This window comes from Stutzerimonas zhaodongensis, assembly GCF_003696365.1.
In the GTDB taxonomy this organism is placed as follows: Bacteria; Pseudomonadota; Gammaproteobacteria; order Pseudomonadales; family Pseudomonadaceae; genus Stutzerimonas; species Stutzerimonas zhaodongensis.
Genome location: NZ_RFFM01000001.1, coordinates 1 through 16,871 on the forward strand (window position 1 = coordinate 1; position 16,871 = coordinate 16,871).

General features: G+C 56.9%; 16 protein-coding genes. 12 read left to right on the forward strand and 4 right to left on the reverse strand.

Going from position 1 to position 16,871, the window contains the following annotated elements; genetic code table 11:
- Nucleotides 1-262: 262 nt before the first annotated feature.
- Genes gyrB through dnaA form a run of 4 tightly spaced genes read right to left on the reverse strand, consistent with a single transcriptional unit; the run spans nt 263 to nt 6,392 of the window.
- On the reverse strand, nt 263-2,677 hold the full coding sequence (gene gyrB / locus EA797_RS00005) for a DNA topoisomerase (ATP-hydrolyzing) subunit B (RefSeq protein ID WP_122163035.1): 2,415 nt from the start codon (nt 2,675-2,677) through the stop codon (nt 263-265).
- Entirely contained in the window at nt 2,674-3,786 is a 1,113-nt protein-coding gene (gene recF, locus EA797_RS00010; protein ID WP_122163037.1) for a DNA replication/repair protein RecF, read from the reverse strand. The genes gyrB and recF overlap by 4 nt, the downstream gene beginning before the upstream one ends.
- A gap of 10 nt (nt 3,787-3,796) precedes the next feature.
- Nucleotides 3,797-4,900, reverse strand: coding sequence for a DNA polymerase III subunit beta (gene dnaN, locus EA797_RS00015; RefSeq protein ID WP_122163039.1), 1,104 nt, complete (start codon nt 4,898-4,900; stop codon nt 3,797-3,799).
- Between the two features lie 37 nt (nt 4,901-4,937).
- On the reverse strand, nt 4,938-6,392 hold the full coding sequence (gene dnaA / locus EA797_RS00020) for a chromosomal replication initiator protein DnaA (protein WP_122164622.1): 1,455 nt from the start codon (nt 6,390-6,392) through the stop codon (nt 4,938-4,940).
- A 509-nt stretch (nt 6,393-6,901) separates the two neighbouring features.
- Between dnaA and rpmH the strand changes: the two genes are divergently transcribed.
- From rpmH to mnhG, 12 genes are all read left to right on the forward strand, one after another.
- The gene (rpmH, locus tag EA797_RS00025) at nt 6,902-7,036 is read left to right on the forward strand and encodes a 50S ribosomal protein L34 (RefSeq protein ID WP_019340723.1); all 135 of its coding nucleotides are present in this window, start codon (nt 6,902-6,904) and stop codon (nt 7,034-7,036) included.
- A gap of 17 nt (nt 7,037-7,053) precedes the next feature.
- The gene (gene rnpA, locus EA797_RS00030; protein WP_122163041.1) at nt 7,054-7,449 is read left to right on the forward strand and encodes a ribonuclease P protein component; all 396 of its coding nucleotides are present in this window, start codon (nt 7,054-7,056) and stop codon (nt 7,447-7,449) included.
- Complete coding sequence (yidD, locus tag EA797_RS00035; RefSeq protein ID WP_122163043.1) at nt 7,442-7,687, forward strand: membrane protein insertion efficiency factor YidD; 246 nt, start codon at nt 7,442-7,444, stop codon at nt 7,685-7,687. Before rnpA ends, yidD begins: the two co-directional genes overlap by 8 nt.
- Before the next feature lie 2 nt (nt 7,688-7,689).
- On the forward strand, nt 7,690-9,363 hold the full coding sequence (yidC, locus tag EA797_RS00040; RefSeq protein ID WP_122163045.1) for a membrane protein insertase YidC: 1,674 nt from the start codon (nt 7,690-7,692) through the stop codon (nt 9,361-9,363).
- A gap of 72 nt (nt 9,364-9,435) precedes the next feature.
- Nucleotides 9,436-10,803 (forward strand): tRNA uridine-5-carboxymethylaminomethyl(34) synthesis GTPase MnmE, encoded by a 1,368-nt coding sequence (gene mnmE / locus EA797_RS00045; protein ID WP_122163047.1) that lies wholly within the window; start codon nt 9,436-9,438, stop codon nt 10,801-10,803.
- Nucleotides 10,804-11,076: 273 nt separating this feature from the next.
- The gene (gene mbhE / locus EA797_RS00050; RefSeq protein WP_122163049.1) at nt 11,077-13,386 is read left to right on the forward strand and encodes a hydrogen gas-evolving membrane-bound hydrogenase subunit E; all 2,310 of its coding nucleotides are present in this window, start codon (nt 11,077-11,079) and stop codon (nt 13,384-13,386) included.
- Nucleotides 13,383-13,784: an MnhB domain-containing protein gene (locus tag EA797_RS00055; protein ID WP_122163051.1), complete on the forward strand. Its 402-nt coding sequence runs from the start codon at nt 13,383-13,385 to the stop codon at nt 13,782-13,784. The genes mbhE and EA797_RS00055 overlap by 4 nt, the downstream gene beginning before the upstream one ends.
- A 1-nt stretch (nt 13,785) precedes the next feature.
- Complete coding sequence (locus tag EA797_RS00060; RefSeq protein ID WP_122163053.1) at nt 13,786-14,169, forward strand: NADH-quinone oxidoreductase subunit K; 384 nt, start codon at nt 13,786-13,788, stop codon at nt 14,167-14,169.
- Nucleotides 14,166-15,686 carry a proton-conducting transporter transmembrane domain-containing protein gene (locus EA797_RS00065; protein WP_122163055.1) on the forward strand — a complete coding sequence of 507 codons (1,521 nt, stop codon included), beginning with the start codon at nt 14,166-14,168 and terminating at the stop codon, nt 15,684-15,686. The genes EA797_RS00060 and EA797_RS00065 overlap by 4 nt, the downstream gene beginning before the upstream one ends.
- Entirely contained in the window at nt 15,683-16,027 is a 345-nt protein-coding gene (locus tag EA797_RS00070; protein WP_122163057.1) for a Na+/H+ antiporter subunit E, read from the forward strand. The genes EA797_RS00065 and EA797_RS00070 overlap by 4 nt, the downstream gene beginning before the upstream one ends.
- A gap of 2 nt (nt 16,028-16,029) precedes the next feature.
- Entirely contained in the window at nt 16,030-16,290 is a 261-nt protein-coding gene (locus EA797_RS00075; protein WP_122163059.1) for an MrpF/PhaF family protein, read from the forward strand.
- Nucleotides 16,287-16,676 carry a monovalent cation/H(+) antiporter subunit G gene (mnhG, locus tag EA797_RS00080; RefSeq protein ID WP_122163061.1) on the forward strand — a complete coding sequence of 130 codons (390 nt, stop codon included), beginning with the start codon at nt 16,287-16,289 and terminating at the stop codon, nt 16,674-16,676. The genes EA797_RS00075 and mnhG overlap by 4 nt, the downstream gene beginning before the upstream one ends.
- Nucleotides 16,677-16,871 lie beyond the last annotated feature (195 nt).

The window sequence follows — 16,871 nt, forward strand, 5'->3', positions numbered from 1 at the left end:
AGGTAGGTTTTCAGTTGCGCTTTGAGATTGGAGTCGAGCATGAATTTTTCCCCGGAATTGATGCGCTCTATATAAGAGCGCTGAAGATTGAGAATCTTTGATAGGGGAGATACTAGAGCTCAACGCCTACTCTTGAAAATTGATTAAACGAAGGGTCGTCATGGAGTATCACTATGACGTTCCACGTGGAACAAAAAACCCGGCTTGCGCCGGGTTTTCAATTCCATCCGCAGCAGCGGATTATCCAACTACTAACGGATCATTAGAAATCCAAGTTGGACACTGCCAATGCATTGGATTCAATGAAGTCTCGCCGAGGCTCGACCGCATCTCCCATCAGCGTGTTGAAGATCTGGTCTGCACCGATTGCATCGTCGATGGTGACCTTGAGCATCCGCCTTACTGCCGGATCCATGGTGGTCTCCCATAGCTGGTCCGGATTCATCTCGCCCAGCCCCTTATAGCGCTGCACGCTGTGACGGCGCGTGCCTTCATGCATCAGCCAGTCAAGCGCCTGCTTGAAGGTGGACACCGGCTTCTTGCGCTCACCACGCTGAACGTAAGCAGTGTCTTCAAGCAGGCTATTCAGCTTCTCACCCAGTACCGTGACTGTCTTGTAATCATTGCTGCCGAAGAAATCACGATTGAAAGTGATGTAGCTGGCCAAACCATGAGAAATGATTTCAACCTCAGGCAACCAGAGGTGGCGCTCTTTATCTTCCCGAAGACTTGCCTTGTAGGCCAGGCCCGATCGCTCAACTCCTTTGAGCAACGCCGCATAAGGTTCAAGCCAAGCTTCCATCGCTGCCCGGTCAGCCAATTGCTCTACGCTTACGCGAGGCAGGTAGATGAAGTGCTCTGTCAGCTCCTGAGGATAGAGTCGAGATAAACGCTGAAGCGTCTTCATTACGGTGCGGTAATCGTTGACCAGACGCTCCAGCGCTTCTCCAGAAAGGCCAGGCGCATGTTCGTTCACATGAAGGCTAGCGTCTTCAAGGGCCGATTGAGTGAGGTATTCATCCATCGCCTCGTCGTCCTTGATGTACTGTTCCTGCTTACCTCGCTTGACCTTGTACAGAGGCGGCTGCGCAATATACACGTAGCCTCGCTCGATCAGTTCCGGAAGCTGGCGGAAGAAGAAGGTGAGCAACAAGGTGCGGATGTGCGAGCCATCGACGTCAGCGTCGGTCATGATGATGATGTTGTGATAGCGCAACTTGTCGATGTTGTACTCATCACGTCCGATACCGCAACCGAGTGCGGTGATCAGGGTGCCCACCTCCTGGGAGGAAATCATCTTGTCGAATCGAGCTTTCTCTACGTTGAGGATTTTGCCCTTCAACGGAAGAATGGCCTGAGTTCTTCGGTTACGACCCTGCTTTGCAGAACCGCCCGCGGAGTCACCCTCCACTATGTAGAGTTCGGAAAGGGCAGGGTCCTTTTCCTGGCAGTCGGCGAGTTTGCCTGGCAGGCCGGCGATATCCAGAGCACCCTTGCGCCGGGTCATTTCACGTGCTTTACGCGCTGCTTCACGTGCACGTGCTGCATCGATCATCTTTCCAACTACAGCCTTCGCTTCATTGGGATGCTCGAGCAGGAAGTCGGCAAAATGCTTGCCCATTTCTTGCTCGACGGCCGTCTTGACCTCGGAGGACACGAGTTTGTCCTTGGTCTGTGAACTGAACTTAGGGTCAGGCACCTTCACCGAGATGATTGCAGTCAAACCTTCACGGGCATCGTCGCCGGTGGTGGCGACCTTGTGCTTTTTGGCTAGACCTTCCTGCTCGATATAGTTGTTTAGATTTCGGGTAAGGGCCGAACGGAATCCAGCCAGGTGCGTTCCGCCGTCACGCTGAGGGATGTTGTTCGTGAAGCAGAGCAGGTTCTCGTTGAAGCTGTCGTTCCACTGCAGCGCTACCTCAACGCCAACCCCGTCATCACGCTGGACGTTGAAGTGAAACACCTCGTTCACGGGCGTCTTGTTGGTGTTGAGATAGGCCACGAACGCGCTAAGCCCGCCCTCGTATTTGAACAGCTCTTCCTTGGCGTTACGCTCGTCACGCAGCACGATACCAACGCCCGAATTCAAGAACGACAGTTCGCGGAGACGTTTAGCCAGAATGTCCCAGCTGAAATGAATGTTCTGGAAAGTCTCCGCTGAAGGCTTGAAGTGAATCTGTGTGCCGGAATCTTCCGTCTCACCAACTGCGACGAGTGGAGCCTGTGGAACGCCGTGGATGTAGGTCTGTTCCCACACCTTTCCTTCGCGTCGTATCGTCAGGATCAGTTCTTCTGACAGGGCATTAACTACGGAAACACCAACCCCGTGGAGCCCCCCGGATACCTTGTAGGAGTTGTCATCGAATTTACCGCCGGCATGAAGCACGGTCATGATAACTTCTGCTGCCGAGACACCCTCTTCGTGGATATCCACTGGAATACCGCGGCCGTTATCGCGGACGCTGATGGATTCATCGACATGAATCGTGATGCTTATGTCGCTGCAATGGCCGGCAAGCGCCTCGTCGATTGAGTTATCGACAACTTCAAAGACCATATGGTGCAAACCGGTTCCATCGTCGGTGTCGCCGATATACATGCCGGGACGCTTCCGCACGGCATCAAGACCTTTTAGGACCTTGATACTGGACGAATCGTAAATGTGATTTTCGCTCATGCCTTCACTCCCGAGGGGCCGTGGTCCGGTGCTATCGCTCCATGTTCCACGTGAAACATTGAGACCGGCGTATCTTCTCGCCAGCCCTCCAGCAATACTTTTGAATCGACACAGGTGATGAATACCTGGCAATTCAGTTGTTCCAGCAAACGGCATAACGCCAGCCGATGCTGATCATCCAGTTCGGACGGTAGGTCGTCTACCAAATAGATACACTGGCCGCGCTTGGACTCGCTAACCAAATGACCCTGCGCAATTCTCAACGCACACACCACGAGCTTCTGTTGACCACGGGACAGAATTTCCGCCGCGTTATGGCTGCCGATTCTTAACCGAAGATCAGCACGTTGCGGACCCGCCTGCGTATGCCCCATCGCGCGGTCACGCTCGATTGACGTGGCCAAGACCTCAGCTAGAGACCGCTCCTTGTCCCAGCCCCTGTAGTAGCTCAGTTGAAAACCGTCGAGTGTAAGCAACGACGACAACGTACGTTCAAAAACTGGCTTCAACGCTTGAATATATGCGCGACGATAACCGTCAATCTCGTCGCTCGCAGCGCTAAGCTCGCGACTCCAGGCCGCTTGCGCAGCGGCATCCAGTGTACCATGTCGCAGCCACGAGTTCCGTTGCTTCAAGGCCTGCTGCAGGCGCTGCCAAGCTTGTAGAAAGCGGGGTTCCACGTGGAACACTCCCCAATCTAGAAATTGACGGCGAAGCTTGGGCGCGCCTTCTAGCAGCCGGAAACTATCGGGGTTGATCAACTGTAGCGGCAGGGTGTCGGCAAGTTCCGCCGCGCTGCGCACACTCTCGCCATTAATACGAATACGCACATCGCCACTACGCTCACGGGAGATTCCCAAAGCAGTTGACTGGTTTTCCCCTAACTCAACCTGGCCGAACACCGTACAACTGGGTTGTTCGTGCGTGATTATCGGGTTCAATCGAACGCTTCGGAAGGAACGAGCCATCCCGAGGATATGAATGGCTTCGAGGAGACTGGTCTTCCCGCTGCCGTTGTCCCCGTGGAGGATATTGATCCGAGGGGAGGGGTGAAGCGTCACCGGCTGCAGATTGCGAACACCGGTGACGGCGATACGGCTAAGCGACATTCAATGACTATTACAGACGCATCGGCATGACCACATACGCCGAGTCGTCGTTGTCGAATTCCTGTACCAGCGCGCTGCTATTGGCATCGGAAAGAATCAGACGCACCTGGTCGGTGGTCATAACACCTAGCACATCGAGCAAATAACTGACGTTAAAGCCGATTTCCAGCGAACCACCCGAATAATCGACCGCCACTTCTTCTTCAGCCTCTTCCTGCTCGGGGTTGTTGGCTTGAATCTTCAACAGTCCACTTTCGAGCTGTAAGCGAATACCGCGGTACTTTTCGTTGGAAAGAATTGCGGTGCGGCTGAAAGCCTCTCGAAGAGTCTGACGCTCGCCCACCACCAGCTTGTCTCCGCCGCGTGGCAGAACGCGTTCGTAGTCGGGAAACTTGCCGTCGACGAGCTTGGACGTGAAGGTGAATTCACCCGTCGTAGCTCGGATGTGATGCTGACCCAGCACGATGCTGACCTCGCCATCCTGATCCGTCAGCAGACGTGCAAGCTCCAGAATACCCTTGCGTGGGACGATGACCTGATGCCGGTCCGGTTGTTCGATGCCAGCCTGCATCGAACACATCGCAAGGCGGTGTCCATCGGTGGCAACCGCACGCAGCATGCCGCTGGAAACTTCGATCAGCATTCCATTCAGGTAGTAGCGTACGTCCTGCTGGGCCATGGCGAAGCTGCTGCGCTCGATCATGCGGCGCATCTTGCCCTGATTAACACTGAAGTTCAGCGAGCCGGGGCCCTCCTCAACCGTGGGAAAGTCGTTTGCCGGCAGGGTCGATAAAGAGAAACGGCTACGACCTGATTTGATAACGACCTTCTGATCATCGAGACGAATGTCGATGAGTGCATCGGGCTGCAGGCTCTTGCAGATATCCATCAGCTTGCGTGCCGGAACTGTTATCTCGCCGGGCTCTGACGCATCTTCCAAAGTGACACGACCAACCAGCTCGACTTCGAGATCCGTGCCGGTGAGCGACAGTTGATGGTCCTGCACCACCAACAGAACGTTGGACAACACCGGTAGCGTCTGGCGACGCTCAACGACGCCGGCAACCAACTGCAGAGGTTTCAACAAGGCTTCGCGCTGGATAGTGAAATGCATGGTCTGGTCCCTTGCCTATTAATTGGCCGCAGTCTGTTCAGGTTGTCAAAGTGCGCAGCAGATTTTTGTAATCTTCGCGGATATCCGCATCTAATTCGCGAAGTTCGGCAATTTTACGACAGGCGTGAAGCACCGTCGTGTGATCCCGCCCTCCAAAAGCGTCGCCGATTTCAGGAAGGCTGTGATTGGTGAGCTCTTTGGACAACGCCATCGCAACCTGACGAGGGCGCGCAACGGAGCGTGACCTCCGCTTGGACAGCAAGTCAGAAATCTTGATCTTGTAGTATTCGGCGACAGTGCGCTGGATGTTGTCAACGCTTACCAACTTGTCTTGAAGCGCGAGCAAATCCTTCAACGATTCTCGAATAAGTTCGATCGTTATGTCCCTGCCCATGAAATGAGCGTGAGCGATGACGCGCTTCAGAGCGCCTTCCAGCTCGCGGACATTGGAGCGAATACGCTGGGCGATGAAGAACGCTGCGTCGTGGGGGAGATCGACGTTGGCCTGGTCCGCCTTCTTCATCAGGATCGCCACCCGGGTTTCCAACTCCGGAGGCTCGACCGCGACAGTCAGACCCCAGCCGAACCGGGACTTGAGACGTTCTTCCAGGCCGTCGATTTCCTTGGGGTAGCGATCGCTGGTCAGAATCACCTGCTGACCCCCTTCGAGCAACGCGTTGAAGGTGTGGAAAAACTCTTCCTGAGACCGCTCTTTCTTGGCGAAAAACTGAATGTCGTCGATCAGCAACGCGTCGACAGAGCGATAAAAGCGCTTGAACTCGTTGATGGCATTGAGTTGCAGAGCCTTGACCATATCCGCCACGAACCGCTCAGAGTGCAGGTATACCACCTTCGCATTGGGGTTTTTCTTGAGCAGATGATTGCCAACCGCGTGCATCAGGTGCGTTTTACCCAAGCCGACTCCGCCGTAAAGAAACAACGGGTTGTAGCCATGCTTGGGGTTGTCAGCAACCTGCCAGGCTGCTGCGCGCGCCAATTGGTTCGATTTACCTTCGACGAAGTTCTCGAAGGTAAATGTTCGGTTGAGGTAGCTCGTGTGCTTGAGCCCACCCTCGACCTGAACGGTACGCTCGGGTGAGCGAGAAGGCACAGGAGCGGCCGGCTCAGGAGTAGTACTTGCAGACTGAGGCTCGTAGTGCGGCGCAGCCGGTGGCGCAGCGGCAGCAGGTGCGCCGGCCGGTGTCTGAGGGCGCGGAACGCTTCCCGCTATCTGCTGGCCTGGCGTGCGCCTACTTCCTATCAATAGGGAAAGGGATGGAGTAACCCCTGTGGATCGCTCAGACAACAGCTCGATCAAACGGGACAGATACTTCTCGTTGACCCAATCCAGAACAAACCGGTTGGGGGCATAAACCCGCAACTCGTCGCCATCAGATTCGACCTGAAGCGGGCGAATCCAGGTGTTGAATTGTTGGGCTGGCAGTTCATCTCGCAAGAGGTCAATGCACTGCTGCCAAAGTTCCACCGACACGAGTACTCCTAGCTGTAGCAGCTGCAAAATGGCGCCCATTGTAGCGCTTGAGTTGAGCAGTTATCCACAATCAAAGCCCCATACGAATGAAACGAAGCAGAAGAATCCAAAACTTTTCCTGTACCCGACGCATTTAACCCTGTTGATAAGCCAAACTGACCCATATGGAAAAGGCTGTGCATAACATAGTGATTTAGGCGTCTGTTGATAAGTAGATGATTCATCCACAGCTTGCTCAACGGATCTACACCGTGGGCGCACCGGTTCGTCAGAGGTTTTCTATCCGCTGAAAGCTGCACAGCTGTTGGGCTCTAGCACTCTATCCACAGAAATCCGTGTCACCATCTATAAACACAGTTTTAAGAAGAGCTTTAATCTTTCTTTCTTATTTAAATTTCTCTGCAGATGAGGCTGGTTGGAAATTGACCTGGCCTCACGGCTTCTCTACAATCGCCGGTCTCTTAAAAGGGGGCCATTCCGGTCCGCAACCGATTACCAGGTACCGCATCATGAAACGCACTTTTCAACCCAGCACCCTGAAGCGCGCTCGTACTCACGGTTTCCGTGCTCGCATGGCCACCAAGAACGGTCGTGCAGTCCTGTCGCGTCGTCGCGCCAAAGGTCGCAAGCGCCTGGCAGTCTGAACACGTCAGAAAAGGTAGTGAGTCGAGACTTCGGTCGGGAAAAGCGGCTGCTTACCCCGAGTCAGTTCAAAGCAGTCTTCGACTCCCCCTCTGGCAAGTTACCGGGCAGGAACGTCCTGTTACTGGTGCGCGAAAACGGATTGCCTCATCCCCGGATCGGGTTGGTGATCGGCAAGAAGAGCGTCAAGCTCTCGGTAGAGCGCAATCGCATCAAGCGGCAACTGCGTGAAACCTTTCGTCTCCACCAGGTGGATCTGACGGGGTGGGACATCGTGGTCATCGCACGCAAGGGCTTGGCAGATCTGGACAATGCCGAACTGGCTAAGCAATTTGCCAAGCTCTGGAGACGGTTGTCTCGCACCCCCTCCCAGAACGACACAAAGACGGAACAGGCCAAATCCGCTCATGCGTAAGTTGGCTGTGCTCCCGATCAAGTTCTACCGGTACGCCATCAGTCCAATGATGGCGAGCCATTGTCGTTTCTACCCCAGCTGCTCCTGCTACGCACAAGAGGCCATTGAACAACATGGCCTGCTGCGCGGTGGCTGGCTGAGCCTGCGCAGGCTCGGCCGTTGCCATCCATGGAACCCCGGCGGTTATGATCCGGTGCCTTCCAACCACACCTCCAATTCATCTTCGATGACCGAGTAACCATGGATATCAAACGCTCGATTCTGCTTGTCGCCTTGGCAGTCGTTGCCTACCTGTTGGTTCTTCAGTGGAATCAGGACTACGGACAGGCAGCATTGCCTGCCGAGACAAGTCGGGAACAGTCCGCAAACGCTCAACTACCGGAAACGCCAACGACACAGACTTCTGAAGGCGTGCAGAGCGATATACCTGCCGTCGGTGGTGAACAGCCCACAAGCGCGCTTCCTGACACCCAAGCGACCACCCAACTGATCCGCGTTCGAACCGATGTTCTGGACGTTGCGATCGACCCACGCGGTGGTGACATCATCGACCTGCGCTTGCCGGAATTTCCTCGCCGCCAGGATCGTCCTGATATTCCGTTCCAGCTTTTCGAGCGTAGCGCAGAGCGCACCTATGAAGCCCAGAGCGGCTTGATTGGTGACGGCCCGGATAAGTCCAGTGGCAGACCTCTTTACACTACCGAGCAGCAGCAATATCAGCTTGCCGATGGCCAGGACCAGCTGGTCGTCGACCTGAAACACAGCGAGAACGGCGTCAATTACATCAAGCGTTTCACGTTCGATCGAAGCAATTACGATCTGCGCGTCAGCTATCTCATTGATAACCAGAGCGACACACCCTGGACTGGATACATGTTCGGTCAGCTAAAGCGCGATAGCAGCGGCGACCCCTCATCCAGTACTGCCACCGGCACGGCTACCTATCTGGGTGCGGCGCTCTGGACGAAGGACGAGCCCTACACGAAGGTCTCCATGGGCGACATGGACGACAAGAGCCTGAAGAAGACTGTTGAAGGCGGATGGATCGCCTGGCTACAGCATTACTTCGTAACCGCGTGGATTCCAGCACCGGGCCAGACCAATCAGGTTCAAACCCGCAAGGATAGCCAGGGCAATTACATCATCGGCTTCACCGGCCCTGGCGTTACGGTCGCGCCTGGCAGCCAGGGTGAAACTTACGCCACGCTTTATGCGGGCCCCAAGAGCCAGGACGAGCTGGAAGAACTTTCGCCAGGCCTGCGCCTGACAGTCGACTACGGCATTCTCTGGTTCATTGCTCAGCCGATTTTCTGGTTGCTTCAGAATATCCATGCCCTGCTGGGTAACTGGGGCTGGTCGATCATCGTGCTGACCATCGTCATCAAGCTGGCGTTTTTCCCGCTTTCGGCAGCGAGTTACAGGTCGATGGCCCGCATGCGCGCCGTCTCGCCGAAGATGCAGGCGCTCAAGGAACAGTTTGGCGATGACCGCCAGAAGATGTCCCAGGCGATGATGGAGCTCTACAAGAAAGAGAAGATCAATCCGTTGGGTGGCTGCCTGCCGATCCTCGTGCAGATGCCGGTCTTCCTTGCGCTCTACTGGGTCTTGCTGGAAAGCGTCGAGATGCGCCAGGCGCCCTGGATGTTCTGGATCACTGACCTGTCGATCAAGGATCCTTTCTTCATCCTGCCGATCATCATGGGCCTGACCATGTTCATCCAGCAGCAGTTGAACCCGACGCCACCGGATCCGATGCAGGCCAAGGTGATGAAGTTGCTGCCAATTATCTTCACCTTCTTCTTCCTCTGGTTCCCTGCAGGTCTGGTGCTGTACTGGGTCGTGAACAACGTCCTGTCCATCGCGCAGCAGTGGTACATTACCCGCAAGATCGAGGCTGCAGCGAAGACCGCCTGACACCTCAACCGCTCACACAGAACGCCCCTTGACTGGGGCGTTTTGCTATCTGTTACCTGACAGGAGGCCCCCATGAACGCAGCTATCGATACCATTGCTGCCGTCGCTACCGCCCCCGGACGTGGAGGGGTGGGTATCGTGCGAGTGTCAGGACCACGCGCGAAGGCGATCGCGATCACCCTGACCGGCCGCGAGCCGACGCCACGTCATGCGCACTACGGTGCGTTTCATGCCGACGATGGTGAAGTGATCGACGAGGGTGTGCTGTTGTTCTTCGCGGGTCCACATTCGTTCACCGGTGAGGACGTCGTCGAACTGCAGGGGCACGGCGGCACGGTTGTCATGGACATGCTGTTGCAGCGTTGTGTCGAACTTGGGTCACGCCTGGCGCGCCCTGGCGAATTCAGCGAGCGCGCCTTCCTTAACGACAAGCTCGATCTCGCTCAGGCGGAGGCGATCGCCGATCTGATCGAGGCGAGCTCTGCTCAAGCGGCCCGCAACGCGGTTCGATCACTGCAAGGCGATTTCTCGCGGCTCGTTCATCAGTTGACCGAAAAACTGATTCAACTGCGGATCTACGTCGAGGCAGCGATCGATTTCCCTGAGGAGGAGATCGACTTTCTTGCCGACGGGCATGTCCTGGCTCAATTGGATGGCGTACGAACAGAGTTATCCACAGTGCAGCGCGAGGCGGGGCAAGGCGCCTTGTTGCGTGATGGAATGAGCGTGGTGATCGCGGGTCGTCCCAATGCCGGCAAGTCCAGCCTGCTCAACGCATTGGCTGGACGAGAGGCTGCAATCGTGACGGATATCGCTGGCACGACCCGCGATGTTTTGCGCGAACACATTCTCATCGACGGCATGCCGTTGCACGTAGTGGATACAGCAGGCCTGCGGGACACCGAAGACCAGGTGGAACGCATCGGTGTGCAACGGGCCCTTAGTGCAATCAGCGATGCCGACCGCATTCTGTTGATGGTCGATGCCAGTGCACCTGAAGCGCGAGATCCGCTTGCGCTGTGGCCTGAGTTTCTGGATTTCAATCCGGATCCGAAAAAGGTGACATTGATCCGAAACAAAGCCGACCTGAGTGGCGAAGCAATCGCACTGAGCATCAGTCCGGAGGGTCAGGTTGTCCTGAATATGTCTGCCCGCTCAGGTGAAGGTATCGAACTGCTGCGCGAGCATCTCAAACAGTGCATGGGCTACGAGCAAACTGCTGAGAGCAGTTTCAGCGCTCGCCGTCGACATCTGGATGCGTTGCGCCTGGCTGAACAGCACCTGCTGCACGGCTATGAGCAACTGACCCTGGCCGGGGCGGGCGAGCTGCTCGCCGAAGATCTTCGCCTGGCGCAGCAGGCTCTCGGCGAAATCACTGGTGCATTCAGCTCCGATGACCTGTTAGGACGCATCTTTTCGAGCTTCTGCATAGGCAAGTAACAATTGCAGAACCGTCCGGGCAATCCTGTTCGGACGGAAGCCAATTCTCCCTCCTGGTTAACAAACCAAACGCTCAAGCCCGCGAAATGCGGCGCTCCCTGAGTTGCGTAGCTTGTTTAGCATCCTCTGCTTGATACGTCTGACAGCTGACGCCCCGTTGCGCCTGAAACAGCCGGTAACAGGCCTCGGCGAATCCTTGAACTACCTTTGTCATCAAAACACTCGCTATCGGCTCAGCCGTTTCCACAGCACCACGACAAAAAGGATGGCGCCGTGCTTGCCGCAATGTTTGTATCGTTCCTGGGCGCAATTTTCGCCAGGTTCCTCGTTAGCCGCACCTTTCCCCATGGGGGTTGGATCGCTGCGTTGCTGCCGGCGGGGCTGTTCGTATTCTTTCTGACGCAGGGCGCAGCCCTGGGCGAAACCCCTGTCATTAGTGAAACGTTGAACTGGGTTCCAGCGCTGGGTATCTCGCTGAGCCTGCGACTCGATGGATTCGCGCTGCTTTTCGTACTCCTGATCACCGGCATTGGCACGCTCGTGACGATCTACGCAGGCGCCTACTTTTCGCATTCGCCACGTGAGGAGGGCGCCCGCTTCCTGTCTCTGATTCTGCTGTTCATGACCGCGATGCTGGGGACTGTACTGTCCGACAATCTCATCGTGATGTTCGTGTTCTGGGAAGCAACCAGCCTGTTGTCGTTCATGTTGATCGGCTTCAACTCCAGCCGTCCGCAAGCTCGCAAGGCAGCGTTGCAGTCACTGGTGGTTACCGGCGGGGGCGGGCTGGCCTTGTTCGGCGGTATCTTGCTGATCGGCATCGCACTTGGCACCTACTCGCTGTCTGAGGTGGCGCTGCGTGCGCCCGAGCTGTTGGCCAGCCCGCTCGCCATTCCTGCAATGATCCTCATCATGCTGGGTGCGTTCACCAAATCAGCACAATTCCCGTTCCATTTCTGGCTACCTCAAGCCATGGAAGCTCCAGCGCCAGCTTCCGCATTTCTGCATTCGGCCACCATGGTCAAGCTCGGCGTCTACCTGCTGGCGCGCTTCGATCTGATTTTCGAAGGCGTACCGGCATTCAATACGACCCTGGTCACGATTGGTTGCCTGACCATGCTGCTGGCGGCCGTACGGGCCCTTTCCACAGATGGTTTCAAGGATGTCCTGGCGCATTCAACAGTGGGCTCACTTGGCGTCCTGGTGATGTTGATCGGCTTGGATGGTGACTATTCGGTGACGGCGCTGATTGCTTTCATCATTGCGCATGCCTTGTACAAGGCTGCGCTCTTCTTCTGCGCCGGTACCACGATCCATGCGGTAGGCGAGAGTAGATTGAGCCGCATCGGCGGGCTGGCGCGACGCTTGCCGGTGACTACCGTAGCGGCCGGGATGGCTGCGATCTCCATGGCCGGGCTTCCGCCGACGCTGGGATTCATTACCAAGGAATACCTATTCGAGAGCCAACTCAACGCGTCTTCTGGCTGGGTGATAGTGGCCGTTGCGGTACTGGTCAATGCGGTGTTCGCGGCGATCGCCGGGGTCGCGGCGATCCGCCCTTACTACCTTGGCAAGACGCGCAGTGAAATCAAGCACCCCGAGACCCCAGGGCTGTATCTCGGTCCGCTGGTTCTGGGCGGGCTGGGATTCATGTTTGGTCTAGCCCCGGATTTTCTGGTGCGCGGCCTTATTCAGCCAGCCAACGACGTACTGGTCGGGCACACGGTAGACCTGTCATTTTCGCTCTGGCACGGCTTCACACCGATGCTTGCGCTCAGCGCGACCGTGGTCGCTTTCGCGGGCGGGCTTATTGCCTACTGGCACCGCATCCACTATGCGCTTTCGCTGAACAAACGGTTGGCACGCGTGCTTGGTGACTTTGGTTTCAATGCGCTATTCGCTGCCACCCTGCGCCTGGCCGAGCGCTGCACACGGCTCCTGCAGAACGGAGACCAGCATCGCTATACCTCCACAGTAGCTGCAGCAGTGCTGTTGATCATTGGCTACGGCGTTCTTGCCAGCGGCACCCACCCGGTATTTACCCTTAATGGTGGGCGCTTCGACATGCCTTCGGCCGTCGTACTGCTGTTGATGTGCGTGGGTGCCATCGCTGCTACCCGCACGCCATCGCTGCTGCGGGCTATGATTGCAGTCGGTGTGGTGGGCTTTGGTTCGGCCCTGATCTTCCTGCTCAATGGGGCCCCGGATGTAGCGCTTACACAGTTTTCTGTCGAGGTTCTGCTGGTGCTGATCCTGGTGGCGCTGCTGCTGCGCGTGCCGGAGCGCGCAGCGTCGACCCGTCAGCCTGGGGAAAAACGCTTTGATATCGTGCTCGCGGTCGGGTTCGCGATAGTGGTGTTCGTTGCGCTGGCCGCCACGATCACGCTGCCACTGGACAGCACCATTTCCGATTTCTACGCCGCTACCAGTTACCTGCAAGCCCATGGCCGCAACGTGGTCAACGTGGTACTGGTCGATTACCGGGCCATCGATACCCTGGGCGAAGTCATTGTGGTGGCCTTCGCAGCCATGAGTGTGTGGGGACTTCTACGGGCATTACCGCGCAGGAGGACCACGCCATGAATTCGCTGATCTTCGCTACCTTCTCGCGGATCCTCTTTGGCCTGATGCTCGTCGTTTCGATCTTCGTGCTCTACCGGGGACACAACGAGCCCGGAGGCGGTTTCGTCGGTGGGCTGATTGCAGCTGCCGGGTTCGCCACCCTGGCGCTGGCCCGCGGCGTCGAAGCGGCTCGCGCCGCCCTACGATTCGAACCCATGACGGTTATCGGCCTCGGCATCCTCGCCGCGCTGTTTAGCGGTTTGTCCGGCCTCTGGCTGGACGGCTCGTTCCTGACACACCAGTGGGCAATCTTAGGCAGCTTCCACATCGGCACCACGTTGCTGTTCGATATCGGCGTTTACCTGGTGGTGCTGGGCGGCATTCTTTCCCTGATCCTGCGCTTCTACGAGGGCCTCTGACATGCATCTGCTCTTCGCATTCGCTATTGCCGTGATCGCTGGCTGCAGTCTGTACCTGATCCTGTCCCGGCACATCGTGCGAATTCTCCTGGGCGTCACCATGCTTTCGGCGGCGATCAACCTGGTGATCTTTCTGTCCGGGCGGATCGTATCCAATGTGCCGGCGGTCATTCGAGCCGGAGAGAGCAGCCTGACGGCTGACGCGGCCAACCCATTGCCACAGGCACTGGTGCTCACAGCCATCGTGATCGGATTTTCGCTGACCGCTTTTTTTGCTGCGCTGGCGCTTCAAACCTATCGCAGTTTTGGCAGCGTCGATACACGTGACATCGGCGCCGCCGAGCGCCTGGGTTCGCCATTTACGTCAACTAAGGATCACACGTGATCGGTTTTCTGACCCTACATGCACCACTTTGGCCGGTTCTGTTGCCCATCCTTGGCGCCGGACTGACGACCTGTTTCTGGAAGCAGCGCCGCGCTCAGAGGATCGTCAACGCAATTTTCATCGCATTGCTGTTGGCCGCCTCGGTGCTGCTACTCGTCGCGGTTCAGCAGCCGGGTGTTCTTGCGATTCGTTTCGGAGGTTGGGACGCCCCCTTTGGCGTGGTTTTCGTCGCCGACGCTCTGGCTGCGGCGATGGTGGCTATCACCGGTATCCTGGCTGCGGCAGTGATGATCTTCGGCGTGGCGGACATCCGTCGGCGGGAGGAGCAGGCGGGGTTCTATCCCTTGCTGCTAGGCATGCTTGCAGGGGTCAACGGCGCCTTCCTCACCGGGGACATCTTCAATCTGTATGTCTGGTTCGAGGTGATGCTGATCACCGCGATGGGGCTGCTTTCCATTGGTCGCAACCGCGCCCGGCTCGATGCGACAGTGCGTTATGCGGTGCTCAACCTTTTTTCAACATTGCTCTTTCTAACTGGCGTCGCGCTGCTCTATGGGGCAACTGGAACGCTGAACATGGCCGATCTGGCCAGGGTGTTGCCCGAAACCGAACCGTCAATCAACCTGACGCTGTCGGCGCTGCTCCTGCTCTGTGGCTTTGGCATCAAGGCTGGTTATTTCCCACTGTTTTTCTGGCTACCGGCTTCGTATCACACGGCTTCCATCACCGTTTCTGCGATATTCGCCGGCCTGCTGACCAAGGTAGGGGTATATGCCTGCTTCCGGGTCTTCACTCTGATCTTCAGCGTCGAGGACAGCGGCATCCGTGAAATCGTCGCTGTGCTGGCCGCTGGCACCATGCTGTTCGGCGTATTTGGCGCCGCGGTTCAGTGGGATGTGCGGCGGATTCTGTCATTCCACATCGTCAGTCAGATCGGCTACATGCTGCTGGGTCTGGCAATTTCCACACAGGCAGCACTGGCGGGAGCGATCTTCTACATCATTCACCACATCATTGTTAAGGCGAACCTGTTCCTGCTCGCCGGGGCCATACATCGCGCGTCCGGGACCTTCGACCTGCGCAAGAGCGGGGGCCTGATGTACCGCAATCCGCTATTGGCGGCACTGTTTCTTGTGCCGGCGTTATCGCTGGCGGGCCTGCCGCCGCTCTCCGGCTTCTGGGCTAAGTTTCTGGTAATCGATGCAAGCTTTCGTGCAAGTGAATACTGGTTGGCCGGACTGGCGCTGTTCGTCGGCCTGCTGACGCTTTATTCGATGACCAAGATCTGGATGGAAGCGTTCTGGAAGAAACCCGTATTGCCTAGAAGGGAGGCCCGTCCGGTACCGCTTCCGATGCTCCTGGCCATCGCCACACTTGGCGCACTAACGCTGGTGATCGGCTTCATGCCTCAACCACTGATCCAGTTCTCGCAAGCAGCAGCTGCCGCGCTGCTGGAGCCCACTGCCTACGTGTCGGCGGTACTAACCCCTGACCCGATTCTGGAGGCTCGCCCATGAAGACAGGCATCCTGCGACGCGTCATCGATGTAGCTGAATTGCTGGGGATCTATCTCTATGAACTGATCGTCTCCTCGGTGGCGGTCGCTCGCGCCGCGTTCTCGAGATCCCCGAACATGCGCAGCTCGATCATCGCGGTGCCGATCGAACTGCGTACCGACATGGGCATTTCCGTGCTGGCCAGCCTGGTATCGCTGACACCGGGAAACTGCGCGCTGCACGTCAGTGATGATCGCCGCCTGCTGTATGTTCACGCGCTTGATGGTCGCGCTCCAGAGCAGATCATCAAATCGATCCGCGATGTCTTCGAGCGTCGCATTGCGCGCATCGAGAGGTGGTAAGCATGATCGAAACACTGTTGATGCTGGTCATGCTGCCGTTAGGGCTGACCCTGTGGCGCATGATCGTTGCCCGAACGCTTGTAGACCGGGTTGTAGCACTGGACATGCTGACCGGAGTAGGCGTGGCCATCGCCGCGCTCGTAGCGGCCATGACCGGACGTAGAGAATTTCTCGACGTCGGGTTCGGACTCGGGCTGATCGGTTTTGTTGGAACCTGCGCCTTTGCGGTTTTCATCATGCGCAAGGGGAGGAGTAAGCAATGACAGATGTCCTGGCGGTAGTTTTCATGCTGGCTGGCGTGATTTTCCTGTTCGCCGCAGTGTTCGGCCTACTGCGTTTCGCCGACCCACTGCAGCGAATCCATGCCACGACCAAATCCGGAACTGTAGGTGCAGGCCTGATTCTGGTCGGCGTCATGATCCATATGGGGGATGTACAGGCGATTTTCATTGGATCAGCTACGGTGGTATTTCTGATGCTTACCATTCCAATCGCCGGCCACCTCCTTGGCCGTGCCGCCTATGTATCCGGAGCCCGCCTCGAAGGCTTGCATGGCAAGGACGCGCTTGAAGGCGTACTTGAACGCAGCCCTATCACGCTCGACGAAAGCCTGGCGCAGGCCGAACAGCATTCAAAAAAACGTTACTGATGCTTCTTCACAACTCGAACACCATGAAAATATGGTCGTTTCCCGCCTCCAAGCCCTGTAGATAACTGCGCTTAAGATAGGTAGATAACCGGGGGTCGAAGGGCCTGCATAACTCACCTGTGCATAACTCCTCCTGTTATCAACAGCTAAATCACCTGATCCTAACTGGATCCGCCCAGGCGCAGCACAGGCTTT